This window comes from Streptomyces sp. NPDC048718 (assembly GCF_043198875.1).
Taxonomy (GTDB): Bacteria; Actinomycetota; Actinomycetes; order Streptomycetales; family Streptomycetaceae; genus Streptomyces.
On the sequence record NZ_JBICVG010000018.1, the window covers coordinates 50,256 to 73,425 of the forward strand.

A 23,170-nucleotide genomic window follows, 5' to 3' on the forward strand; every position below is an offset into this window, starting at 1 on the left:
GCTCCCGGGCCCCGGGGTGCCGCGGTGCGGAGCGCGACCCTCGACGTTACGCGATCGGACGCCCGGAACTCACGCGTCCGGACCCCGGGCGCGGGTATCTCACACTCGCTGGTCCGGGTGGTCGGTGACGCGTGTTCCCGCGCCCTGGGCTCGCGGGCCCTGTCGTCCCCGGCCCCGGCCTCCCGAGCCCCGCTGCTCCGGACCCCGCCGCCTGCGGACCGGGCCTCGGGGGCGCGACGTGCCGCGATCAGCCTGGCTCGGCTGACTCGTACCTCTGTGTCTGGCTCTGGCTCTGGTTTTGTCCTGGCCTCGGCGGCCTCGGCGGGCTCGGCGGGCTCAGCTGCCCCAACCGCCTCAGCTGTCGGTGCCGGGCTCCCCGGCCCCCGCCCCCTCGCCGTCCCAGCGCGCCCGGCGCATGTCCAGGCGCGGGACGCCGCTCCCGCGCGGGTCGCGCAGCGGGGTGTTCTCGGCCCGGTAGTGGCCGAGGGCGCGCTGTTCGTGTCCCGGCAGGATCGTCCCGTCCGCGCGCACCACGCGCCACCACGGCACGGAGCCGCCGTACAGCGCCATGACCCGGCCGACCTGGCGCGGGCCGCCCTCACCGAGCCATTCGGCGACGTCACCGTAGGTCATCACCCGGCCGGGCGGGATGTCCTCGGCTGCCTGAAGGACTCGTTCCGCGTACTCCGGCAGCTCGGGCGGCTCGTACGTCTGCATCGGCCCATCCTGCCGTACGGCACCGACAACCCCCTGATGCCTCCGTTCGGGCTCACTTCGTGCCACCATCGTGCGGGCGGTGACTGGTGATACGAGATCAACAAAACGTAACGACGAAGACGAACGCGGCGGCCCCGGTCCGCCCGAAGACGACCGATGAGCACGCGGTTGAGCACGCGGTGCACGCAGAGACGGACATGGTGATGGCGCACGACAGCCGGCCCGAACGCGCATCCGAGCGCGTATCGGGCGACGAGCCCCTGCTCGCCGCGCGTGTGCACCGGCCGTCCGATCTGATGCGGCTGCTCGTCGGCATCCTCGCCATCGCCCTCGTCCTCGCCATCGCCGCCTTCGCCCAGGGCACGACCTCCGGCCTGGAACACGACATCAACAAGGGCGCCGGCGGCGCGCCCGACATCTTCGTCAAGCTCGCCGGGCTCGTCTCCTCGATCGCCGTCCTGCTGGTCCCGGTGGCCTTCGCCATCGAGCGGCTCATCAAACGCGACGGGCTGCGGATCGCCGACGGCGTCCTCGCCGCCGTCCTCGCCCACGGCGTGACCCTCGCCACCGACCTATGGGTGGCGCAGGTGGCGCCCGGCACCATCCAGGACGCGCTGACCCAGCCGCAGTCCGGCGGCGGGCTGAGCGATCCCGTCCACAACTACCTCGCCCCCGTCATCGCGTACATGACGGCCGTCGGCATGGCCCGCCGCCCGCGCTGGCGGGTGGTGCTGTGGGTGGTGCTGCTGCTCGACGCGTTCACGATGCTGGTGGCCGGCTACACCACCGCCTTCTCGATCATCCTCACCGTGCTGATCGGCTGGACCGTGGCGTACGGGACGCTGTACGCGGTCGGCTCGCCCAACGTCCGGCCGACCGGGCAGACCCTCCTCGCCGGACTGCGCCGGGTCGGCTTCCGGCCGGTGACCGCGCTGCGCGCCGAGGGCGTACCGGACGCGTCGGACACCGGCGACCGGGGCCGCCACTACGTCGTCACGCTGGAGGACGGCCCGCCGCTGGACGTGACCGTCGTCGACCGTGAGCAGCAGGCGCACGGCTTCTTCTACCGGGCCTGGCGGCGCCTCACCCTGCGCTCCATCACCACCGGCCGTTCGATCCTCTCGCTGCGCCAGGCCCTGGAGCAGGAGGCGCTGCTCGCGTACGCGGCGATCGCGGCGGGCGCGAACGCGCCGAAGCTGATCGCCACCTCCGAACTCGGCCCCGACGCGGTGATGCTCGTCTACGAGCACCTGGGCGGCCGGACCCTGGACTCGCTGGACGACGACGAGATCACCGACGATCTGGTCCGAGGCGCCTGGCGGCAGGTGAAGGCGCTCCAGTCGCGGCGGATCGCGCACCGCAGGCTCGCCGGGGACGCGATCCTGGTGGATCGTTCCGGCAAGGTGATCCTCACGGATCTGCGGGGCGGCGAGATCGCCGCCGGCGACCTGGTCCTGCGGATGGACATCGCGCAGCTGCTCACCACGCTCGGTCTGCGGGTGGGAGCCGAGCGGGCGGTGGCGATGGCCGTGGAGGTCATGGGGCCCGACACGATCGCCGGCTGTATGCCGCTGCTCCAGCCGATCGCGCTCAGCCGGTCGACCCGCGCCGAGCTGCGCCGGCTCGGCCGTGAGCGCTCCAAGCGGGAGCGCGACATGGTCCTCGCGGCCTCGGAGGCGGCCCGCGAGGCGCGGGCCGAGGCCCGGGCCAAGGCCAATCTGACGACCGACCGCAAGGAAGCTCGGGCGGAGAAGCAGGCCGACAAGAAGGCCGAGAAACGGGCGCTCGACGAGGCCCTGGACGAGGCCCGCGAGGAGGACCTGCTGGTCCAGATCCGGCAGCAGGTGCTCCTGATGCGGCCGCAGGCTCCGGTGGAGCCGGTCCGCCTGGAGCGGATCAAGCCGCGCACCCTGGTGTCGCTGATCGCGGGCGCCATCGGCGCGTACTTCCTGCTCGGACAGATCGCCCGGACCCCGCTGTCGACGATCGCCCAGGCCGACTGGTGGTGGGTGGGGGCGGCCGTGCTGTTCGCGGCGGCCAGCTATGTCGCGGCGGCGATGAGCCTGCTCGGCTTCGTGCCGGAGCGGGTCGGGTTCCGGCGGACGGTGGTGGCGCAGGTCGCCGGCTCGTTCGTGAAGATCGTCGCCCCGGCGGCGGTCGGCGGTGTGGCCCTGAACACCCGTTTCCTCCAGCGCGCCGGCGTACGCCCGGGGCTCGCGGTGGCGAGCGTCGGCGCGTCGCAGCTCTTCGGCCTCGGGGCGCACATCGCGCTCCTGCTGACCTTCGGCTATCTGACCGGTACGGAGAAGACCCAGTCGTTCACCCCGTCGAGGACGGTGATCGCGGGCCTGCTGACGGTCGCGGTCCTGGTCCTCGTCGTCACGGCGATCCCGTTCCTGCGCAAGTTCGTCTCGACGCGGCTTCGCTCGCTGTTCGCGGGGGTGGTGCCGCGCATGCTGGACGTGGTCCAGCGGCCGATGAAGCTGGTCACCGGCATCGGCGGCATGCTGCTGCTCACCGCGGCGTTCGTGTTCTGCCTGGACGCCTCGGTGCAGGCGTTCGGGCACGGGGCGGTCTCGGTCAGCTACGCGAGCGTGGCGGTCGTCTTCCTCGCGGGCAACGCGCTCGGCTCGGCGGCGCCGACACCGGGCGGTGTCGGCGCGGTCGAGGGCGCGCTGATCGCCGGTCTGGTCGCGGTCGGGCTGCCGATCGAGGTGGCCACGCCGGCGGTGCTGCTGTTCCGGCTGCTGACGCTGTGGCTGCCGGTGCTGCCGGGCTGGATCTGCTTCAACTGGCTGACCAAGCGAGAGGCGCTGTAGGGCGGGGCGGGGTCCGGGACCGGGCGGGGCGCGGGGCCGGGCGGGGTGCCACCCGCTTGGCTCAGCGCCCCGCGCGAGGGCGCGAGGGGCAGCCGAGGATGAGGTCATGCCGATCTCCGCCGCCCAGCGCGCCGCGCTGATCACCGTGTCCGCCCTGCTCCTGACCTCCCAGACCACCGGGTGCTCGGACAGCGGGCAGCGGGCCGCGCCGCCCGCGACCAACGGGCCCACCGGGCTCGACCGGCTCGCGGCGCAGAAGCTGGAGTGGGCGCCCTGTCTGCCGCCGAACCAGGACGAGGGCGGCGGGCCCGCCCCGTCGCCGCTGCCCGGTGGCGGGTCCTGGGAGTGCACGTATCTCTCCGCGCCGCTCGACTACGCCAAGCCGGACGGCGGCACGGTCGACCTCGCCCTGATCCGTGCCAAGGCCCGGGAGCAGGGGCAGCGGATCGGCTCGCTGATCTTCAACTTCGGCGGCCCCGGCGGGTCCGGGGTCACCGCGCTGCCCGGCTTCGCAAGCGACTTCGAGGATCTGCGGTCCCGCTACGACCTGGTCTCCTTCGACCCGAGAGGCGTCGGCCGCAGCAAACCGGTGGTGTGTCTGACCGACGCCGAACTCGACGCCTACTACGCGCTCGACTTCACCCCGGACGACGCGGCGGAGGAACGGAAGCTGTCGGACGCGCAGAAGAAGTACGCCGACGGCTGCCGGCAGCGCTCCGGCGCCCAACTGCCGTACGTCGGCACCGAGAACGCCGCTCGCGACATGGACCTGATGCGCCGGGTCCTCGGCGACCGGCAGCTCCACTACTTCGGCATCTCGTACGGTACGGAGCTCGGCGGCGTCTACGCCCACCTCTTCCCGCGGAGTGTCGGCCGGGCCGTCTTCGACGCCGTGGTCGACCCCAAGGCGGGCGTGGTGGGCGGCGGTCTCGGCCAGGCGCGCGGCTTCCAGCTCGCGCTCGACAACTTCGCCCAGGACTGTCTGAACCGGGCGGACCAGTGCGTCCTGCCGGGCACCTCCGTCGCGGAGATCGAGCGCTTCATCACCGACCTGCTCGCCGCGCTCGACAAGAAACCCATCCCGGGCATCGGCGGCCGGGATCTCACCGAGACGCAGGCCACCAACGGGATCGCCCAGTCGCTGTACTCGAAGGAGTTCTGGCCCTATCTGGAACAGGGCCTGGACGAGGCCGACGGCGGGAACGGGGCGCTGCTGCTCGCCCTGTCGGACTCGATGAACGGCCGCGACCAGAACGGCCGGTACAGCAATCTCCAGTCCGCGAACGCCGCCATCAACTGCGTGGACTACAAGGAGCGTTACACCCTCGCACAGGCCCGCGCGAAGCTCCCGGAGTTCGAGAAGGCGTCCCGGGTCTTCGGCGCCTACATGGGCTGGGGTCTCGCGAGCTGTGCCCACTGGCCGGTCCCCGGCACCTGGCAGCACCCGAACGTCTCGGCCCCCGGCTCGGCCCCGATCCTCGTCATCGGCAACACGGGCGACCCCGCCACCCCTTACGAGGGCGCCCGCTCGATGGCGAACGCCCTCGGCCCGGGCGTCGGCATCGAACTCACCTACAAGGGCCAGGGCCACGGCGCCTACAACAGCGGCAACGCGTGTGTGAAGACGACGACGGACGGCTATCTGCTGGAGGGCAGGGTGCCGAAGTCGGGCACGGTGTGCCGGTGAGCGTCGACGGTCGACTCAGGCGCCGATCCGGTCGCCCTTCACCCCGGCGACGAACGCCGAGAACGCGACGGCGGAGAGGCTGAGCGACGGCCCGTCGGCGACCTTGGAGTCCCGGACGGGGACGGTGCCACGGGAGGCGACAAGGTTCGTGGCGATCTCGACGCACTGACCTCCGTTGTTGCTGTAGGAGGACTTGAACCAGCGGGGAGCCTCGGTTGTCATCTGGTGCCCTTTCGTACGAAGGGTCGAAGGGGGTCCTTCGCGCACGGTACGTCCTTCGAGCGCCCACAACCAGACCGCATGACGAAGCCCCGCCTCGTTCCCAAGCCAGGGAGTGGGGCGGGGCTCTTCGCGCGATCAGCGCGTGTCAGGCGATGTCGAGCCCGTCACCCTTGACGCCCGCCACGAAGGAAGCGAACGCGGAGACGGAGACATCGAGGACAGGGCCGGTGATGTCCTTCGAGTCCCGTACAGGGACGATGCCACGCACAGCAACGAGGTTCGTGGCGACCTCCACGCAGCTGCCGCCGTTGCTGCTGTACGAGGACTTGAACCAGCGGGGGGATTCGGTCGTCACGACATGCCCTTTCGTCCCTCATTGATCATGGCCACGGACGCCGCTTGCGAGAGCGATTCGGCCGCAAGCTGATGGTAGGCCGTCAATATTGGGCGCACGAATCGCATATCCCGTTCGAGGCGCCCCTGTTGCGACGACTCAGCGTAGGCGTATGTGCTGTGGTCCGGCATGACCAGGAGGTTGACCGGGAGATCGAAGGCTCTACGCTCACCCAGTTCGAACGGTGCGATCTGCAAGACAGTTGACGGGAGTCGCGAGAACGCAACGAGATGGTCCATCTGCGCAGCCATGACTTGCGAACCGCCCACGGGGCGACGAATACAGCTCTCATCGAGCACGACGAAGACCGATGGCGCTGGACTCCGATAGAGGGCAGCCTGGCGTTGATCCAGAAGAGATAGCCGCTTTTCTGCCTGCTGCTCGGTGATGGCCCCTCGCTCCACCGCGCCCTGCGCGATCGCCGCCGCGTACTCCGGCGTCTGAAGCACGCCCGGGATGATGCCCAGCTCGAACACCCTCACCTCGGCCGCCTGCATCTCTAGCGCCACGTACTCCGGGAAGCCCTCCAGCAGTGCTGGAGTCCTGAGCGATCGCCCCTCCCGCTCGAACTCGTCCCCAGTCCCGAACACCTTGTCAGCAGTTGCCGAAAAGTGAGGAGTTGGAGGGCGACGACCATTTTCGACAGCGGAAATATGCGTGCCCGAGTACCCCATGCGGGCACCCAACTCCTCCTGCGTCCACCCCCGCTCCTCTCTCAGCCTGCGCAATCGAGCGCCGTACGCCATTCCTGGCGACACGTCAGGGTCTACTTCATTGCGGTTCAAGGGACTTCCCCTCCCTCTCCGAGCAGGCGGCGCAAGTTGAACAATGCCGCAGCCTAGGCCACTCTGACCACGCCTCGTAGTGGATTCGCTACAGAAAGGAACGGGTGATGGTCGAACACATCGCTCAAGAAAGCCCGCAGCCTGCACCGATGCCCCCCATCGGCTCGTACATGGTCGACACCCGCATGGCGACAACTCGCCCCGGCCGGGTGATGGATTACGAAAACGGCCTCGTCGTCCTGCGCCCTGTGTGCGGCGGAACCGAATGGACCGCCCCCACCACGGATCTCCGCCCGCCCACCGACACCGAAGCCGAACGCATCCGCGTCCTCACCACCCCCGTCCCCCCGGTGGCGAAACCGTGACCAGCCGAATAGAACCCGCCGTGGGCTTCCCCTCACGCCCGCGCCCCGAGCCGGTCGCCGGCTGCACGGTGTGCGAGCTGCTGACGCAGCGGTTCGAGCACTGTATGGCGCCCGGCCCTCTGCGGGACGAGTCCGCGGCCGTGGACTGCGTGGTCGAGATCCGCAACCACCCGCACGACCCGCCGAAGATGAGGCTCAAGACCCCATGAGCCGAGCGCCTCGGCACACACCGGCCGGAACCGCTCCCCCAGCTCTTCGGCGTGCGCCGCCGACCTCGACCACCGACTTCATCCCTCCCACGCATGACGAAGGGGGCCCGATCCGCCTCGCGGATCCGGCCCCCTTCCCACACCTTCAGCCGACGGCTAGTACACCGGCTTCTGCGGCTCGATCTGGTTCACCCAGCCGATCACGCCGCCACCCACATGCACCGCGTCCGAGAAGCCCGCGGCCTTGAGGACGGCCAGAACTTCCGCGCTGCGGACACCCGTCTTGCAATGCAAGACGATGCGCTTGTCCTGCGGGAGGTCCTGGAGGGCGGTGCCCATCAGGAACTCGTTCTTCGGGATCAGGCGGGCGCCGGGGATGGAGACGATCTCGTACTCGTTCGGCTCGCGGACGTCGATGACGTCGATGTTCTCGCCCTCGTCCATCCACTCCTTGAGCTGCTTCGGAGTGATCGTGGAGCCGAGCGCCGCCTCCTGGGCCTCCTCGGACACGACGCCGCAGAAGGCCTCGTAGTCGATGAGTTCGGTGACGGTCGGGTTCTCGCCGCAGACCGCGCAGTTCGGGTCCTTGCGGACCTTGACCTGGCGGTACTGCATCTCCAGGGCGTCGTAGATCATCAGCCGGCCGACCAGCGGCTCGCCGATGCCCGCGAGGAGCTTGATGGCCTCGTTGACCTGGATGGAACCGATGGACGCGCACAGCACGCCCAGCACGCCGCCCTCGGCGCAGGAGGGGACCATGCCCGGCGGCGGGGGCTCCGGGTAGAGGCAGCGGTAGCAGGGGCCGTGCTCGGACCAGAAGACCGAGGCCTGGCCGTCGAAGCGGTAGATCGAGCCCCACACGTACGGCTTGTTCAGCAGCACGCACGCGTCGTTGACGAGGTAGCGGGTGGCGAAGTTGTCCGTGCCGTCGACGATCAGGTCGTACTGGCTGAAGATGTCCATCACGTTGTCGGCTTCGAGCCGCTCTTCGTGCAGGACCACGTTCACGTACGGGTTGATGCCGATCACGCTGTCGCGCGCGGACTCGGCCTTGGAACGGCCGATGTCGGCCTGGCTGTGGATGATCTGACGCTGCAGGTTCGACTCGTCGACCTCGTCGAACTCGACGATGCCGAGCGTGCCGACACCGGCGGCGGCCAGATACATGAGGGCGGGCGAGCCGAGGCCGCCGGCGCCCACGCAGAGCACCTTCGCGTTCTTCAGGCGCTTCTGGCCGTCCATCCCGACATCCGGGATGATCAGGTGGCGCGAATACCGACGGACCTCGTCGACGGTGAGCTCGGCAGCCGGCTCGACCAGGGGTGGCAGCGACACGGGGACTCCAAGGTCATCCCCGCCGTGACGGGGAACGGGACAGTCATCGTTCTCCGTGCAACAGTGCCACGCCTTATTTCATTCCGAGACTCCCTGTCCGATCCGCGAGACAATTTCGTCCCAGTAGCCGGGCAGGGCCTGGAATGGGGCGTTTCGTTCGGGAGCGGCCCGGCGGTCGGTCATGAAGACCGTCCCCGCGCCCTGCCAGCGGGCGACCCGTAACGCCTCCTCCAGATGGGTCCGGGGAACCCCGTGCACCAGATGGACGAACTTCCGCTCCGGATGCTCCGCCGTCCACTCCGGCGCCTGTGACCAGCGATATTCCGCCCAGGGGCCGGAGAAGGTGACCAGCTGGTCCGCCATCTCCGCGTACCCCGGATACGGATGGGCGCCGTGCCCGAGGACCAGATGGGCCGCGCCGTCCGTCAGCACTTCCAGGGTCGCGGTGATCCGCCGTACCCCCGCCAGATCCGTCCGCCCTGTGGGACAGCTGTCCAGGTAGTAACCATCGACCTTGTACCAGTCGAGGAAACGGACGGCGTCCGCGACGACCTCGTCGTACGGACGCGCCCCGTCCGCCAGCCCGATGTGGCCGAGCAGGCGGACCCCCGCCCGGCGCAGCATCCCGGCCGCCTCCCGGCAGTGCGGGTCGGGCCGGTCGCCCGGGCCGCCCCCGACATCGAGGACGGCCCAGTGCACCGGGGCGCCGGGGCGGGCCAGTTCGGCCCACTCCAGGGGGGCGACCAGGGGGTGGGCGTACCCGGGGACGCCCACCCCCATCCCGACCGCCGTCCCCGCCCCGGCGACCCCGGCGGCGGTCAGATGCGGCACGCCGCCTCCATCCAGATGTCCGCCAGGGACTCCTCCAGATTGATCCGGGGACGCCAGCCGAGCCGGTCGCGCGCGGTGCGGACATCGGCCTGCTGCCAGGGGCCGCAGCCGTCGGGGTACGGGTACGGCGCGGCGGCCAGTTGCTCGGCGATGGTGGCCTCGGTGCGCTGGGCACCGATGACCGCGCGCGGCGGCGGGCCGTCGAGCTCGTGGAGCTGGCCGGGGTATCCGGCGACCCTCGCCAGGATGGCGGCGGCGTCCCGCAGCTTCACGGCCCGGCCGGTACCGATGTTGACGACACCCTGGGCGGCGGAGAGCGAGGCGGCGTGCACGGCCCGCGCCACGTCCCGTACGTCCACGAAGTCGCGCTGCACACCGAGCCCGCTGAGCTTCAGCTCGCTGTCCCCCGCCTGCATGGCCCGGCGCAGCGCCTCCGCGAGCCGGCCGAGCGGGGAGCCTGCCGGGGTGCCGGGGCCGACCGGCGAGAAGACCCGCAGCACGACCGCGTCGAGCCCGGAGCCGAGGACCAGTTCGGTCGCGGCGAGCTTGGACACGCCGTACGGCCCGCCGGGGCGGGGCACCGCGTCCTCGGCGGTGGAGGAGCCGGGCTGGCTGGGCCCGTACTCGGAGGCGCAGCCGACCTGGACCAGCCGGGCGCCGCAGCCACTGCGGCGCAGGGCCTCGCAGACGGTGGCGACGGCGACGGTGTTGTGCCGGGTGAGGTCGCGGGCGCCACCCCGGGTGGCCCCGGCGCAGTTGACGACGACTCCGGGGTGGACGGCGTCGAAGAAGCGGGTCAGCGCGCCGGGACTGCCGGTGGCGAGGTCGAACCGCACGTCGGCGTCGTCGCCTCGGCCGAGCGCGGTGAGGTGGACGGCGGGGTCGGCGAGCAGCCGGTCGGCGACGAACCGGCCGATGAATCCGTTGGCTCCGAGCAGCAGCACCCTCATCGCGCGGCCCCCTCGTGGCGGCCGGCCTCGGCCGTGGCCGCGCGCGCGGCCGTCGTGGGGAGGTGGTGCGTCATGTCTGTTTCGTCTCCTTGGAAGGTTCCGGTCCCGGAGAGGTCCCGGTACGGGGTGGTTCAGGGGTGGTTCGGGGTGGTGGTTCGCGGTGGTGGTACGGGGGTCGGGCGGCCGGTGGCGGCGGTACGGGGTACGGCTCCGCCGGGGCGGCGGCCCGGTTGGGGCGGCGCGGCCTCAGGAGTGGGCCGAGGCCCGGGACAGCGCCGTGGTGGCGTGGACGAGCAGGGCGAGCGCCGCCGTGCCGCACAGCAGGACGGGCAGCGCCGCCGGGCCCCACAGTCCGGTGACGGCCCGGACGGGGACGCCGAGCACGGCGCAGCCCGGGAGGCGGGCGGCGAGGACGCTCGCGACGGCGAGGGCCTCGGCGGCGCAGGTCGCGCCGAGGGCGAGGGAGGCCGCCTCGGTGAAGCCGTACGCGACGAGCAGCCGGGCGGTCAGCAGCAGCGCGCCGAGCGCGAGGGCGCCGGGGTGGAAGCCGGTGAGCGCGAGCAGCCCGGCGAGAACCACGACCGGGGCGGCGACGGCTCCGAGCAGCAGCGGACGGGTGCCCGCGGCGAAGGCGGCCGGACCTCGGCTGACGGCGAGCCGGCGCCGGGCGCGGACGGCGAACACCCGGGCGCACCAGACGGCGGGGGCGACCGCGAGGGCCAGGGCGAGCAGCGGTCCGGTGTCCACGTCCCAGGCGCCCCCGGCTCCGGCCGCGACCCAGGCGTCCCCGCCCCCGGTTCCGGCCGGGTCGAGTGGTGTGTCGAGCGGTGTGACGAGGGCCGGCGCGTGGTCGGGTCCGCCGCGCAGCACCTGGTCGAGGAAGCCGTCGCCGGCCGCCGCGTACGCGAGCAGCCACAGGGTCCACAGCGCGGCGGCGGGCAGGAGGGGGCCGGTGGCCGTCAGCGGCCCCCGACGTACAGCGAGGAACAGCGCCGCGACGGTCGCGAGGGCCCCGAGGACACCGGCGGCGAGCCGCGCGGGTCCGGTGGTGAGGGCGAGTCCGGCGGTGGCGAGGAGGGCGGCGGCGCCGGGCGCGCAGGCGGCGAGCGCCCAGCCGGCCCGATCGGTCCAGGTGGCCCCGATGGCCCAGGTGGTCGTGCGGGGAGCGGCGGGGATGGCCGTGCCGTCGGTGTCGGCTCTGCCGCTCGTGTCGTCGGTGTCTTCCGTACCGTCCGTACCGTCCGTGTCGTCCTGGGGCACGCGCGCGTACAGCTCCTCGGCGAGAGAGAAGACGTCCCGGTGCCGGAACCACGCGGCGGTGCGATCGGTCATGCCGTGCGCTTCGAGTCCGGCGGCGATCTCCAGCGGGTCGACGGCGCGCCGGCACAGATCGCGGTGGCGGTGCAGGAGCGCCTTGACCGGGTCGGCGGACCGCTCGGGCCCGTGACCGTTCCCGTGGCGCACGGCGCCCGGCGCGGGCGTGGGTACGGCATCGGCCGCCGGCTGGGGCGCCCCCTCCCGTACGTCCCGCACCTCCCGCACCTGCTGAATCGCTTCCGCAGCGACAGCGGTCACGGCCGGCACAGCGGGAGCGGAGGCGGCGGAGGCGGGACCGGCGGAGGCAGCACTGGCGGCGGGCGGCGCCGGCGCCGGGGGCGCGAGTAACGCCTCGGAGTTCGGATCCCACGAGCCGGGGCTGGTCGGAGTGGCGGAGCCGCGCATGGGCCTGCCTCCTTCATCGGACATCGAGGTCTCCCGGGGCGACGGCGCTCGCGGGGGTGGCGACCGGCCGGCCCGCCCAGCGGCCCGGCACATGGGCCTCGGCCGGATGGGCGAAAAGCACACCGGGGGTGGTGCGGTGGGGGCGGACGGGGGCGTGCGAGAGCAGTTCGAGGTAGGCGCCCCGGTACGCCGCGAGGTTCTGCTCCACGGTGAACAGCTCCAGGGCCCGCGCGCGGGCCGCCGCGCCCAGGCGGCGCCGGCGCTCGGGGTCGCGCAGCAGCGCGAGGCAGGCGTCCGCGAACGCCTTGGGATTGCGCGGCGGGACGACGAGTCCGGTGCCGCCGACGATCTCGACGACCGCGCCGACGTCGGTCGAGACGGTGGCCCGCGCGCAGAGCATGGCCTCGACCAGGCCGACCGGAAAGCCCTCGGCGACGCTGGAGAGCACGACGACCGCGCTGGAGGCGTAGGCCTCCTCCAGGGTGGGCGCCCCGGGGCCGCCCAGCTCCTCGAAGGAGACGGGGCGCTCGGTGACGGCGCGGGTACCCGTCCCCTCAGCGCCAGTGCCCGTCCCGCCCTCTTGAGGCCCCGCCAGGTCGGCCGGGAAGAGCCGGTCGGCCAGGTCCCGGCAGGTCGCGAGGTACGCGGCGGCGGTCGCGTCCCCGTCCCGTACCGGCGTGACGATGATCCGCAGCCGGGCGTCGGGCCGGCGGTGCCGTATCCCGGCGAAGGCGTGCAGCAGGGCGACGAGGTCCTTGGCAGGCTCGACGCGGCCGATCCAGGCGAGGGTGGCCGGGTCGCCGCTGTCCTCGTGCTCGCCCGCCTCGGCGAAGCGCGCGGCGTCCATGCCCGGGTGGACGGTGCGCAGCCGAGCCGGGTCGGCGCCGCACTTCTCCTGCCAGCGGCGGACGTGCGCGCTGCCGGGGGCGAGCAGGTCGGCCCGGCGGCCGATCTCGCCGGCGAGCCGTCCGTGGAGACCGGCGAGCAGGGCGCGGACAGGGGTGGCGAGGGGGGCCTCGGCGGCCTCCAGGTAGTGGGTGCGGAGCCGGACGGCGTGCTCGGTGACGAGGAGCGGGGTGCCGAAGAAGCGTTTGGCCAGGAGCCCGGGGAGGGCGGCGGGACCGCCCGAGAGGGCGTGGCAGAGGTCGGCGTACCCGAGGCCGCGGCCCGCCTCGCCGACGGTTCCACGGCCGTCCGGTCCGTCGTACCAGTCGAGGGAAAGCGGGCGCAGGAAGCGCTCCATCCGCTCGATGAAGGCGAGGTGGTCGCGCAGGCCCGCGGCGGCGACGGCCCCGCGGGCACCGGGGGCGCGGCAGGCCGATTCCAGGACGCGGAGGGCGGTCTCGGAGCGGAGCGCGGTCGGAAGTCCCCCGTATTCGCGGGCGAGTTCGGCGAGTGCGTAGAGTCCGGCGGCGAACCGACCGGCGGCCGGCGCGCGCTCCTGCCCCCGCACCGGCTCCTGGACCGGCCCCAGCCCGGGCTCTTGCCCCGGCTCCGGCTCGGGTACGTCGGCGCCGGCGTCGGGGTCGGCGGCACAGACGCCGTACGCGAACTCGGTGAACGCGGCCTCGAACCGCCGTCGTTCACGGCGCCCGTACCCGCTCCGGCTCCCGCCCCAGCCCCCGTTCCTGCCCCCGCCCCGGCGGGGCTCCTCGTCCCCGGCGCCCCACAGCGCGGCGGTGTGCGTGCTCAGGACGTGCGGGGGCAGCGGCAGCCGGCCGGCCGCCTCCTCGCCGGGGCCGCCGGTCAGCGCGTAGAGGTCGAAGGTGTGCGGCGCGAGCCCGCGCACGAGCCGGTCGCACCAGAGGGCGGATTCACCCGTGACATACGGATAGCCACCCTCCGTGAGCAGTCCGATCCGCATGCGTGCACCCCCGCTCTCCCATGACGGCGGTCACCGGTCGCTCCGGTGACCCGCGGCGGGAAGAACGTAAGCGGACCGATGGGGGCCACGATGGACGGTTGTCCCACGCACCACCGGAAGGGGTGAATGCACGTAACTTTCCCGCCCCGAGCGCGTTTCGTCGCGCTACGGGGCGGGCGGATCACCGTCCACACATGCCTGACGGAGCGTCACGCGTCAGGGTGCACCCAGGAATTGGGAAGGCACTTGATGCCGTCGATGTCGAGGGACTTGGTCTGCTGCTGCATCACCGGCGCGAGCTTGCCCGGGGTACGGCAGCTCTCGTGACCGTGTCCGAGCCGGTGCCCGACCTCGTGGTTGATGAGCATCTGCCGGTACGCGTGCATCGCCTGCTGCCCGAAGGTCGGCGAACCCTGCGCCCAGCGGAACGCGTTGATCATCACGCGCTCGGTGGAGGCGGAGTCGCACGACACGTTGTCGACCGTCGTGTCCAGGCCGGACTTGGCGCACCAGGCGCCGGTGGTACCGGGGCTGGCCAGCGTGATCACGAAGTCCGCCGGCCCGCTGGAGACCCGCTCGAAGGTCATCTCGCCGTCGCCGGCCCAGCTGCGCCGGTCGTTGAGGGTGCGCTGGACGGCCTGCGCGAACAGCGAGCCGTCGAGCCCGAGCTCCTTCTCGATGTCGACCCGGTAGCGGTACTTGCGCCCCTTGCCGGGCGCCTTGTCGGCGCCGGGAACGGTCTCGAACCGCCCCGACCCCTTCATCTTCGGGTCGATGGGGAAGGTACGGGCCATCAGCTGGTCGTACGTCGGCGGCGCGGCCCGGTCCTGATCCGTCGCGCCGTCCTTGCCGTCCCGGTCGCCGGAACGGGAGGCCGGGGACTCCGCGCCCGCCCGCCCGGTGTCGTCGGACGAATGGGCCTGCGCCGCCCCGTCGGACGGGCTGTCGGCGACCTGGCCGGCGACGACCACGGCGAGGACGGTGGTGATCGCGGCGGCGGCGATCCCGGTGAGGGTACGGCCCATCCCACCACTGCGGCCCTCCGACCGCTCGGACGGTCGATCGGCCGACTGTCCGCCGGTCCACCGCTCGTCCTGTTCGCGCTCCTGCTCCCGCTCCGGCCACTCCTCGCCGGTCCCAGCCGTCCCGCCCTCGGCGGGCGGCGGGGTCTCGCGGCGCGGCCCGGGTATGAACGGGGCCGCAGGGCCGGATCTCGTATACGGATAGCGGGCCGGCGGCACGGGCGCCGCGCTCTCGTCGTGGACCGGGTGCCCGCCGTCGCGTACGGCGGCCGGGCCGGGTGCGGCCGGCTCGAACGGCGCCCGCAGTCGCGGAACGGCGGTCTGCCCGGTATGCGGCCCCTGCCCCTGACCCGAACCCTGCCTCTGACCCTGGTGGGGAGGGTGTTCCTGATGCCGATTCCCGGGGTTCCCGGGATTCCCGGGGTATCCCTGACGCGAAGGAGGCCCCGGGTAAGGGGACTGTCCCTGATCGCGTCCCTGCTGTGGGGGTGACGGTTCGTCCCGCCTGCGCCGACCCGGCCCCGGCCCGTTCTTCGGCCCGGTACTCTCCCCCTGCCCCGTCGTCCCGGTGTCGTCCACCGGTGAGTCGGGGTTCTTTCGACGATGTCGTCCCACGGTCCGGTTCAGCTCCCGCCCTCGGCCGCCGCCCCGCCCTCGGCGTCGGTGATCAGCTCCCGTACCGCCGTGGCGACGGTGCGCGGATATTCCATCATGGCCACATGTCCCGCCTCGGGGAGCGTGAGCAGCCGCGAGCCGCGGAACGCGGCGGCCGCCCTGCGCGCCATCCGGTACGACACGAGGCGATCGCGCCCGCCGTACACGAGGAGAGTGGGAGCGAGGACCCGTTCCGCCTGACGCCACAGGCCATGCTGCCCGCCCAGGGTGTACGCGTCGACGATGCCACGCGAGGACCGGGCCATCGCGTCCCAGAAGTACGGCAGTTCCAGCCGGCGTTCCATCTCCTCGACAGCCTGCCGCAGATCCTCCTCGGAGGCCCGGCGGGGATCGCCGTAACAGAGGGAGAGAACACCGAGCACCCGCTGCTCGGCCGTCCATTCCCGGGTGAGCTTCGCGAGCAGACCCGCGACCCCGGGCACCGCGAGCAGCACCGTCGGCCACGCGGTGCGCTGCGGGCGCAGCTCGGGCAGCGCCGGGGAGACGAGCGTCAAGGTGCGCACCAGGTCGGGGCGCACGGCGGCGACCCGGGTGGCGACCGCGCCGCCCATCGAGTTGCCGACCAGGTGCACCGGGCCCCGGCCCTCGGCGTCCAGCAGCCGGATGACCGCGCGGGCGTGGCCGGTCACCGAGTAGTCGCTGTCGTCCGGTGGCGGCGAGTCGCCGAAACCGGGCAGGTCCACCGCGGCGCCGTCGACCAGGTCGGACAGCAGTGGCATCAGCCCCGACCAGTTCTGCGAGGAGCCGCCGAGCCCGTGCACATACAGCGCGGGCGGCAGTCCGGGACGGTCGCCGGGGCGGGTCCGCAGGTTCAGGGTGAGGCCGGGGAGGGTGACGGACCGCATCTCCTCGCCGTCGGCGATCCTGCCGGTGCCCGGCGGCACCGTCACGGGAGTTGCGGCCGCGGTCGGTGTTTCCGGCAGCTCGGTCGAGGACATGGCAGCGATATTACGAGACGATCACGCCGGGGCGTGTGTGGGTGCCGTCACAGGCTCGGGTGCGCCCCTCCGGCGAAGCTCCTACGCTCGGAAGTAAGGGCACCGGCGACGACCGTCGGTCCGGCCCCATGGTCCCCATGACCCTCATGCACCCCATGGCGCTCATGGCCCGCTGGTCCACCGGCCCCGGCCCGTGGACCCGCTCGACGGAAGGAGCCGCATGACCGCCGACCCGAACGAGAAGACCGAGACCGACAAGGCCGATCAGGCGGACGAGGCACGGCACCCCGGCGACGCCGGGGAGAAGGACACGTTCCCCTCGGAGCACGACGTCCCGATCGAAAAGGAAGTACCGGAGGCCGACGCGGCGGACCAGCGCAAGGAAGTACTCCAGCGCGAGGACGAACCGCTGAGCCGGCTGCGGCGACGGCGCGACCAGGCGAACGAGGCGGACATCGTCGAACAGGGCCGGGTCGTCGCGGTGGACGAGGAGGACTACCGCTGAGGACGGGGCCTGCACACGGACCCGGTGCGGACCCTGCGTGGGCCGGACCCGGACAGGCTCCGGACAGGCCCCGCCCGTGGGTCGCACGGGGCCTCGGGGCATCCCCGGACGCCCGGGCTCCGGCCCCTCGGATCAGGGAGATGACCTTTCCCCCTCGCCCTGAGCGTCCGGTCCGTGAAATTCTGCGTGCGCACCGCGCACGGCCGCGTTACCGAAAAGTACGATGTCGGGCGCGACGCCAGTGCGCACATGGATCGAAACTTTGGGAGGCGGCGTGAGCGCCATCGAGCAGACAGAGGCAGCACGCCCTCGGGGTACGCGCCTGCCGCGCCGTGCCCGACGGAACCAGCTCCTCGGCGCGGCCCAGGAGGTGTTCGTCGCCCAGGGGTACCACGCGGCGGCCATGGACGACATCGCCGAGCGGGCCGGCGTCAGCAAGCCGGTGCTGTACCAGCACTTCCCGGGCAAGCTGGACCTCTACCTCGCCCTGCTGGACCAGCATTGCGAGGCCCTGCTCCACTCGGTGCGCACGGCGCTCGCGTCGACCTCGGACAACAAGCTGCGCGTCGCCGCCACCATGGACGCCTACTTCGCGTACGTCCAGGACGAGGGCGGCGCCTTCCGTCTCGTCTTCGAGTCCGACCTGACCAACGAGCCGGCCGTGCGCGAGCGCGTCGACCGGGTCTCGCTCCAGTGCGCGGAGGCGATCTCCGAGGTCATCGCCGAGGACACCGGTCTCACGAAGGACGAGTCGATGCTCCTGGCCGTCGGTCTCGGCGGCGTCTCGCAGGTCGTCGCCCGCTACTGGCTGTCCAGCTCTTCCCCGGTCCCCCGCGACAAGGCGGTGACGCTACTGACCTCGCTGGCCTGGCGCGGCATCGCCGGTTTCCCGCTGCACGGCACCGACGGACAGCTGACCGCCGAAGGCCACTGAGCCCCGGCCCCGAGACGCCGGTCACCGATCATCGGGCTCCGGCCCCGTCTCGCGGGCCCCGGACGAGCGGCCGAGCAGGGCCTGTCATCCACCCCTCACCGGGCGGATGACAGGCCCTGTTCGCTCTTGGCGTGCCGTGCGCGGGCCGTACCCGTCCCCTCACCGGGCTAATGTGGGCGGGTACGGCGCGGGATCCTCGCGCAAGGCTGACCGTTCGGAGGGACATAGCCGTGGAGGTCAAGATCGGCGTGCAGCACGCACCCCGGGAGATCGTGCTGGAGAGCGGACAGTCCGCCGAGGAAATCGAGCAGGCGATCGCCGACGCGCTGGCCGGCAAGTCGCAGCTGCTCAGCCTGACGGACGAGAAGGGCCGCAAGGTCCTGGTGCCGGCCGACAAGATCGCTTACGTCGAGCTCGGCGAGCCGGCGGTGCGTCGGGTGGGCTTCGGCGCGCTCTGAGGCACCGCCCGGAACGGGCAGGCGAACGAGAGGGCCCGGCGGACGCGTTGACGCGTGTCCACCGGGCCCTTCGCCGTGTCCGGGGGCGGGCGGCCGAGACGCGTGTCAGGGGTGTGGATCAGGGTTCTCTCAGGGGTGTCTCAGGGTCGGCGGGAGGATTGTCGTCCGGAGTGATCGGGTAGTACGGATGTGACCGCACTGCCCGCCCCGCATCCTCCGCGAGGTGATCCCCCGTGTTCCTGGAAGCCCTCGGTTCCGCCCTGCTCGGTGCCGCACTGGCCTGGACCGCCGCGCACCGGTTCGCCGGCCGCCTCCCCGCACGTGCCGCCGTACTGCTCACCGGCGCGCTCGGCGCCGTCTTCGGCGCCCTCGTGACCCATGGGGCGATCGGTCCCGGGCACTTCCTGGTCACTCTGACCGGCGCCGTCGTGATCTCGGCCGTCCTGTTGTCGCTGCTGCTGCGGCCGGCCGCTCGGCGGCTACGGAGTTCGGCGGCGGCCTGACGAACCCGGCGGCGGTCGGTAGTACGACGGCTGACGAATCGTTACGGCACCTCGGCGGACGCCCACGTGGACCATCACGGGCGCGTCCGCGCGCACGAAAGCGGCCGGACCTCCCTCGCGGGACGTCCGGCCGTGTACGTACGAAACCGGAGCCGTAGGCCGTAGGCCGTGAGCCGGCGGAGAGCGGAACGCCTCAGGCGGCGAGACCCAGGGCGGCCATCCGCTTGGTGTGCGCCTCGGTGATCCGCGAGAACATCCGGCCGACCTCGGCGAGGTCGAAGCCCGCGGCCATCCCGTCCACACCGCCGACCAGCATCGTCGACAGCGCGTCGCGCTCGGCGACCACCCGCTGCGCCTGCGACAGGGCCTCGCCCATCAGCCGGCGGGCCCACAGCGCGAGCCGTCCGCCGAGCCGCGGGTCGGCGTCGATCGCGGCGCGGACCTTCTCGACGGCGAAGTTGCCGTGGCCGGTGTCGTCGAGGACCGACAGCACCAGGGCGCGGGTGTCGGTGTCGAGCCGGGCCGCGACCTCGCGGTAGAAGTCACTGGCGATCGAGTCGCCGACATACGCCTTGACCAGGCCCTCCAGCCAGTCCGACGGGGCGGTCTGGCGGTGGAAGTCGTCCAGCGCGCGGGCGAACGGCTCCATGGCCTCGGTCGGCTCGGCCTCCACGGCGGCGATCCGGTCGCGCAGCCGCTCGAAGTGGTGGAACTCGGCGGAGGCCATCTTCGCCAGCTCCGCCTTGTCCGCGAGGGTCGGCGCCAGCTTGGCGTCCTCGGCGAGCCGCTCGAAGGCCGCGAGCTCACCGTAGGCGAGGGCGCCGAGCAGGTCGATCACGGCGGCCCGGTACTGCGGCACGGCGGAGGCCGTGGCCCAGTCCTGGGCGGCGATTCCGGTGGGTGTGGCGTTGTCAGGCGTCTCCATGAGCCGCACAATAGCCCGCTCCGCCGGTCCGTCCGGGGCCCGGCCCGCACGAGCGCGACCCCGGTACGACCCCGGTACGACCCCCGTGACCGCGACCTCGTCCGGAATCCTCCCGACACACATGCGCGATTACGGGGTACAGTGGTAATGCGCCTGCCGAGTATGCGGACATTTTTTCGCACGTTCGGACGTACCCGGTGGGCCGACATGAATGAGGATGCCCGGTCGGTGGCCCGATCGGCTCCGGCCCGACAACCCTTCCGGCGGACCCGCGGAAGGGTCCCTCAAGCGGTACGACGCTCGAGCGACGGCAGTGGTCCCGCGCCCTACCGGGCGGCGATCCTCGCGATCCCGCCGACGGCATGCGGCACGGTGAGACCCCCTTCGTTCGCCTCGTACCGCGTCTCACAGAAGAGGCAGCACCCTGAGTACCACTTTCCGAGAGCTCGGGATCCTTCCCGAGACCGCCGAGGCCCTCGAAGCCGTCGGCATCGTGACCCCCTTCCCCATCCAGGAGATGACGCTCCCGGTCGCCCTCTCGGGCACCGACGTCATCGGCCAGGCCAAGACCGGTACGGGCAAGACCCTCGGTTTTGGTCTGCCCATCCTTGAGCGCACCGTCGTCCCCGCCGACGCGGAGGCCGGGCGTGCCAAGCCCGAGGACCTGACCGACACCCCGCAGGCGCTCGTCGTCGTCCCCACCCGTGAGCTGTGCCAGCAGGTCACCAACGACCTGCTGACCGCCGGCAAGGTGCGCAATGTGCGCGTCCTCGCCATCTACGGTGGCCGCGCGTACGAGCCGCAGGTCGAGGCGCTGCAGAAGGGCGTCGACGTGGTCGTCGGCACCCCCGGCCGCCTGCTCGACCTGGCCGGCCAGCGCAAGCTCGACCTGTCGAAGGTCAAGACCCTGGTCCTCGACGAGGCCGACGAGATGCTCGACCTGGGCTTCCTGCCCGACGTCGAGAAGATCATCAACATGCTTCCGGCGAAGCGTCAGACCATGCTGTTCTCGGCGACCATGCCGGGCGCGGTCATCGGTCTGGCCCGCCGCTACATGTCGAAGCCCACGCACATCCGCGCCACCGCGCCGGACGACGAGGGCGTGACCCACGCCAACATCGCGCAGCACGTCTTCCGTGCCCACAACATGGACAAGCCGGAGCTGGTCTCCCGCATCCTGCAGGCCCGCGGCCGCGGTCTCGCGATGATCTTCTGCCGGACCAAGCGCACCGCCGCCGACATCGCCGAGCAGCTGGAGCGCCGCGGCTTCGCCTCCGGCGCCGTCCACGGCGACCTCGGCCAGGGCGCCCGTGAGCAGGCGCTGCGCGCCTTCCGCAACGGCAAGGTCGACGTGCTCGTCGCCACCGACGTCGCCGCGCGCGGCATCGACGTCGAGGGCGTCACCCACGTCATCAACTACCAGATCCCCGACGACGAGAAGACGTACCTCCACCGCACCGGCCGCACCGGCCGCGCGGGCGCGAGCGGTACGGCGATCACCCTCGTCGACTGGGACGACATCCCGCGCTGGCAGCTCATCAACAAGGCGCTCGGCCTGGACTTCCACAACCCGGTCGAGACGTACTCCAGCTCGCCGCACCTCTACGAGACCCTCGACATCCCCGCCGGCACCAAGGGCATACTGCCGCGCGCCGAGCGCACCCGTGCCGGTCTGGACGCCGAGGAGATCGAGGACCTGGGCGAGCCGGGCGGCCGTCGTGGCCGTTCCGGGCGTCCGGAGCGCCAGGACCGTGAGAAGACCGAGGAGCGTCCGGCCCGGACCCGCACCCCGCGTCAGCGCCGCCGCACCCGCGGTGGCGAGGGCGCCGAGGGCGTGACCGGGGCGACCGCCACCGAGCCGACCACCGCCGAGCAGACCACCGCCGAGGTGACGACCGACGGGGCCGAGACCCCGGCCGGTCCGCGCCGCCCGCGCCGCCGCCGCACCCGCGGTGGCGGGGTCGGTGCCGGTGTGCCGGTCGCGGGTGCCGCGACGGCCCAGCCGGCCGCCGAGGCCGCTCCCGTGCAGGCTCCCGTCGAGCTCGCGCCCGTGAAGGCCGAGCCCGCGCCCGTCGAGACGGTCGAGGCTCCGGCCCTGGCCCAGGTTCCGGTCGTCGAGGCCCCCGTCGTCGAGACCCCGGCTGTCGTCGAGACCCCGGCCGCCGAGGCCCCTGTCGCCGAGGGCCGGCCCCGCCGCCGTCGCGGCCGTGGCGCCGGTGCCGAGGCCCGTACGTCCGAGACGCGCGTGACCGAGGCCCGTACGGCCGAGGCAACCGCCGAGACCGTGCCCGTGGCCGACCCCGCGCCGGCCGAACGTGCCGAGGCGCCCGCCGCCGAGGGCCGTGGCCGCCGGTCCCGTGGTGGCCGTGGCCGTACGGCCGAGGCGCCCGCCGCCCCGCGTACCGCCGCCGTCGCCGAGCCGCGCCAGCGGGCCGCTTCCGCGCCCGTCTCCGCGCCGCGCAAGCGTCCGGTGCGTCCGCGCCGGTCCGAGGAAGGCGTGGGCTTCCAGACGGTGGAGACCGCCGCCGCCGCGCTGGCCGCCACCAAGTCCACCAGGGCCGCGAAGGCCGTCCCGGCCCAGGCCGCCGAGGAGCCGAAGCCGGCCCGTAAGGCCGCGGCCCCCGCCGCCGCCACGGCCGCCGTCCCGGCTCAGGCGACCGCCGCCCCGGCCGCGTCCGGGCCGCGTACCCGGCGCCGTGCGACCCGTCCGGCGACCAACACCACCGAGCCGGCCGCCGCGCCGAAGGCCGAGGAGCCGGTGACTCCGCAGGCCCCCGCGCCGGTGGAGGAGCCGAAGCCGGCCCGCCGCCGGGCGACCCGTCGGGCGTCGAGCCCGGTGACGTCGACCGCGGGCACCGGTGCCGTGATGATCGTCGGGTCCGCCCCGGCCACCGCGCCCGTCGTGGAGCCGAAGGCCGCCGAGCCGAAGGCTGTCGCGCCCGAGGTGTACACGGTCCAGGCCGAGGCGCCGAAGACCGAGGCGCCCAAGAAGGCGGCCCCGCGCAAGCGGACCGTCAAGAAGGCCACCGCCGAAACCGTCGCCGAAACCGCCGTCACCGAGGCGAAGGCCGACGAGCCCGAGGCCCCCAAGGCCCCGCGCAAGCGCGCCGCCGCCAAGCGGACCGTCGCCAAGACGGCCCCCGCCGAGACGGTCACGGAAGCGGTCGCGGAGCCCAAGGCCGACGACGCCGTCGAGGCGCCGAAGACCGAGACCCCCAAGAAGGCGGCCCCGCGCAAGCGGACCGTCAAGAAGGCCACCGCCGAAACCGTCGCCGAAACCGCCGTCACCGAGGCGAAGGCCGACGAGCCC

At 72.8% G+C, this 23,170-nt stretch carries 21 protein-coding genes; 9 read left to right on the forward strand and 12 right to left on the reverse strand.

The genetic code is table 11. The features are described from left to right. Positions 1-354 precede the first annotated feature (354 nt). Entirely contained in the window at positions 355-717 is a 363-nt protein-coding gene (locus ACGFRB_RS28465) for an MGMT family protein (protein ID WP_363001522.1), read from the reverse strand. Between the two features lie 197 nt (positions 718-914). On the opposite strand from ACGFRB_RS28465, the gene ACGFRB_RS28470 reads away from it, so the two are divergent. After that, entirely contained in the window at positions 915-3,536 is a 2,622-nt protein-coding gene (locus ACGFRB_RS28470; RefSeq protein WP_393247161.1) for a flippase-like domain-containing protein, read from the forward strand. A gap of 106 nt (positions 3,537-3,642) precedes the next feature. After that, entirely contained in the window at positions 3,643-5,223 is a 1,581-nt protein-coding gene (locus ACGFRB_RS28475) for an alpha/beta hydrolase (RefSeq protein ID WP_393247072.1), read from the forward strand. 15 nt (positions 5,224-5,238) lie between these two features. Here the strand turns inward: ACGFRB_RS28475 and ACGFRB_RS28480 are convergent, their stop codons facing one another. The 3 genes from ACGFRB_RS28480 to ACGFRB_RS28490 all read right to left on the reverse strand — a co-directional run bounded on the left by ACGFRB_RS28480 (position 5,239) and on the right by ACGFRB_RS28490 (position 6,624). After that, a complete protein-coding gene (locus ACGFRB_RS28480; protein WP_393247074.1) occupies positions 5,239-5,445 on the reverse strand; it encodes a DUF397 domain-containing protein in 207 nt (68 codons plus the stop codon). Positions 5,446-5,590: 145 nt separating this feature from the next. Then, complete coding sequence (locus ACGFRB_RS28485) at positions 5,591-5,800, reverse strand: DUF397 domain-containing protein (RefSeq protein ID WP_393247076.1); 210 nt, start codon at positions 5,798-5,800, stop codon at positions 5,591-5,593. Then, positions 5,797-6,624 carry a helix-turn-helix transcriptional regulator gene (locus ACGFRB_RS28490; RefSeq protein ID WP_393247078.1) on the reverse strand — a complete coding sequence of 276 codons (828 nt, stop codon included), beginning with the start codon at positions 6,622-6,624 and terminating at the stop codon, positions 5,797-5,799. Before ACGFRB_RS28490 ends, ACGFRB_RS28485 begins: the two co-directional genes overlap by 4 nt. A gap of 149 nt (positions 6,625-6,773) precedes the next feature. Here ACGFRB_RS28490 and ACGFRB_RS28495 point away from each other — a divergent pair, with 149 nt between their 5' ends. Together ACGFRB_RS28495 and ACGFRB_RS28500 are read left to right on the forward strand one after the other, a co-directional pair. After that, positions 6,774-6,989, forward strand: a complete 216-nt coding sequence (locus tag ACGFRB_RS28495; RefSeq protein ID WP_393247080.1) for a hypothetical protein — start codon at positions 6,774-6,776, stop codon at positions 6,987-6,989. Further along, complete coding sequence (locus ACGFRB_RS28500) at positions 6,986-7,198, forward strand: hypothetical protein (protein ID WP_393247082.1); 213 nt, start codon at positions 6,986-6,988, stop codon at positions 7,196-7,198. Before ACGFRB_RS28495 ends, ACGFRB_RS28500 begins: the two co-directional genes overlap by 4 nt. Before the next feature lie 156 nt (positions 7,199-7,354). Here the strand turns inward: ACGFRB_RS28500 and moeZ are convergent, their stop codons facing one another. The 7 genes from moeZ to ACGFRB_RS28535 form a co-directional block, all read right to left on the reverse strand. Beyond that, the gene (gene moeZ / locus ACGFRB_RS28505; protein ID WP_361232182.1) at positions 7,355-8,533 is read right to left on the reverse strand and encodes an adenylyltransferase/sulfurtransferase MoeZ; all 1,179 of its coding nucleotides are present in this window, start codon (positions 8,531-8,533) and stop codon (positions 7,355-7,357) included. Between the two features lie 78 nt (positions 8,534-8,611). Further along, on the reverse strand, positions 8,612-9,364 hold the full coding sequence (locus ACGFRB_RS28510; protein WP_363001533.1) for a spherulation-specific family 4 protein: 753 nt from the start codon (positions 9,362-9,364) through the stop codon (positions 8,612-8,614). Then, a complete protein-coding gene (locus tag ACGFRB_RS28515) occupies positions 9,352-10,314 on the reverse strand; it encodes an NAD-dependent epimerase/dehydratase family protein (protein ID WP_363001535.1) in 963 nt (320 codons plus the stop codon). The genes ACGFRB_RS28510 and ACGFRB_RS28515 overlap by 13 nt, the downstream gene beginning before the upstream one ends. A gap of 246 nt (positions 10,315-10,560) precedes the next feature. Continuing rightward, positions 10,561-12,036 carry a hypothetical protein gene (locus ACGFRB_RS28520; RefSeq protein ID WP_393247084.1) on the reverse strand — a complete coding sequence of 492 codons (1,476 nt, stop codon included), beginning with the start codon at positions 12,034-12,036 and terminating at the stop codon, positions 10,561-10,563. 13 nt (positions 12,037-12,049) lie between these two features. Continuing rightward, complete coding sequence (locus tag ACGFRB_RS28525; RefSeq protein WP_393247086.1) at positions 12,050-13,900, reverse strand: DUF3492 domain-containing protein; 1,851 nt, start codon at positions 13,898-13,900, stop codon at positions 12,050-12,052. Positions 13,901-14,109: 209 nt separating this feature from the next. Continuing rightward, a complete protein-coding gene (locus tag ACGFRB_RS28530; protein WP_393247088.1) occupies positions 14,110-14,925 on the reverse strand; it encodes a DUF3152 domain-containing protein in 816 nt (271 codons plus the stop codon). A gap of 620 nt (positions 14,926-15,545) precedes the next feature. Next, positions 15,546-16,535, reverse strand: a complete 990-nt coding sequence (locus tag ACGFRB_RS28535) for an alpha/beta fold hydrolase (protein ID WP_393247090.1) — start codon at positions 16,533-16,535, stop codon at positions 15,546-15,548. Between the two features lie 220 nt (positions 16,536-16,755). On the opposite strand from ACGFRB_RS28535, the gene ACGFRB_RS28540 reads away from it, so the two are divergent. From ACGFRB_RS28540 to ACGFRB_RS28555, 4 genes are all read left to right on the forward strand, one after another. Next, complete coding sequence (locus tag ACGFRB_RS28540) at positions 16,756-17,040, forward strand: hypothetical protein (RefSeq protein WP_393247092.1); 285 nt, start codon at positions 16,756-16,758, stop codon at positions 17,038-17,040. A 274-nt stretch (positions 17,041-17,314) separates the two neighbouring features. Beyond that, the gene (locus tag ACGFRB_RS28545; RefSeq protein WP_363001547.1) at positions 17,315-17,974 is read left to right on the forward strand and encodes a TetR/AcrR family transcriptional regulator; all 660 of its coding nucleotides are present in this window, start codon (positions 17,315-17,317) and stop codon (positions 17,972-17,974) included. A gap of 230 nt (positions 17,975-18,204) precedes the next feature. Further along, positions 18,205-18,432 (forward strand): DUF3107 domain-containing protein, encoded by a 228-nt coding sequence (locus tag ACGFRB_RS28550; protein ID WP_363001549.1) that lies wholly within the window; start codon positions 18,205-18,207, stop codon positions 18,430-18,432. Between the two features lie 233 nt (positions 18,433-18,665). Then, a complete protein-coding gene (locus ACGFRB_RS28555; RefSeq protein WP_361232209.1) occupies positions 18,666-18,935 on the forward strand; it encodes a hypothetical protein in 270 nt (89 codons plus the stop codon). 193 nt (positions 18,936-19,128) lie between these two features. Here the strand turns inward: ACGFRB_RS28555 and ACGFRB_RS28560 are convergent, their stop codons facing one another. Next, complete coding sequence (locus tag ACGFRB_RS28560; protein ID WP_361232212.1) at positions 19,129-19,860, reverse strand: ferritin-like fold-containing protein; 732 nt, start codon at positions 19,858-19,860, stop codon at positions 19,129-19,131. A gap of 517 nt (positions 19,861-20,377) precedes the next feature. Here ACGFRB_RS28560 and ACGFRB_RS28565 point away from each other — a divergent pair. Next, a partial coding sequence (locus tag ACGFRB_RS28565; RefSeq protein WP_393247163.1) for a DEAD/DEAH box helicase occupies positions 20,378-23,170 on the forward strand: 2,793 nt, incomplete at its 3' end.

What these genes read in the sequence shown, in the direction of transcription:
- ACGFRB_RS28465 (WP_363001522.1), bottom strand. Translation starts at nt 717, where the DNA reads ATGCAGACGTACGAGCCGCCCGAGCTGCCGGAGTACGCGGAACGAGTC.
- ACGFRB_RS28470 (WP_393247161.1), top strand. Translation starts at nt 915, where the DNA reads ATGGTGATGGCGCACGACAGCCGGCCCGAACGCGCATCCGAGCGCGTA.
- ACGFRB_RS28475 (WP_393247072.1), top strand. Translation starts at nt 3,643, where the DNA reads ATGCCGATCTCCGCCGCCCAGCGCGCCGCGCTGATCACCGTGTCCGCC.
- ACGFRB_RS28480 (WP_393247074.1), bottom strand. Translation starts at nt 5,445, where the DNA reads ATGACAACCGAGGCTCCCCGCTGGTTCAAGTCCTCCTACAGCAACAAC.
- ACGFRB_RS28495 (WP_393247080.1), top strand. Translation starts at nt 6,774, where the DNA reads ATGCCCCCCATCGGCTCGTACATGGTCGACACCCGCATGGCGACAACT.
- ACGFRB_RS28515 (WP_363001535.1), bottom strand. Translation starts at nt 10,314, where the DNA reads ATGAGGGTGCTGCTGCTCGGAGCCAACGGATTCATCGGCCGGTTCGTC.
- ACGFRB_RS28520 (WP_393247084.1), bottom strand. Translation starts at nt 12,036, where the DNA reads ATGCGCGGCTCCGCCACTCCGACCAGCCCCGGCTCGTGGGATCCGAAC.
- ACGFRB_RS28525 (WP_393247086.1), bottom strand. Translation starts at nt 13,900, where the DNA reads ATGCGGATCGGACTGCTCACGGAGGGTGGCTATCCGTATGTCACGGGT.
- ACGFRB_RS28530 (WP_393247088.1), bottom strand. Translation starts at nt 14,925, where the DNA reads ATGGGCCGTACCCTCACCGGGATCGCCGCCGCCGCGATCACCACCGTC.
- ACGFRB_RS28535 (WP_393247090.1), bottom strand. Translation starts at nt 16,535, where the DNA reads ATGTCCTCGACCGAGCTGCCGGAAACACCGACCGCGGCCGCAACTCCC.
- ACGFRB_RS28540 (WP_393247092.1), top strand. Translation starts at nt 16,756, where the DNA reads ATGACCGCCGACCCGAACGAGAAGACCGAGACCGACAAGGCCGATCAG.
- ACGFRB_RS28560 (WP_361232212.1), bottom strand. Translation starts at nt 19,860, where the DNA reads ATGGAGACGCCTGACAACGCCACACCCACCGGAATCGCCGCCCAGGAC.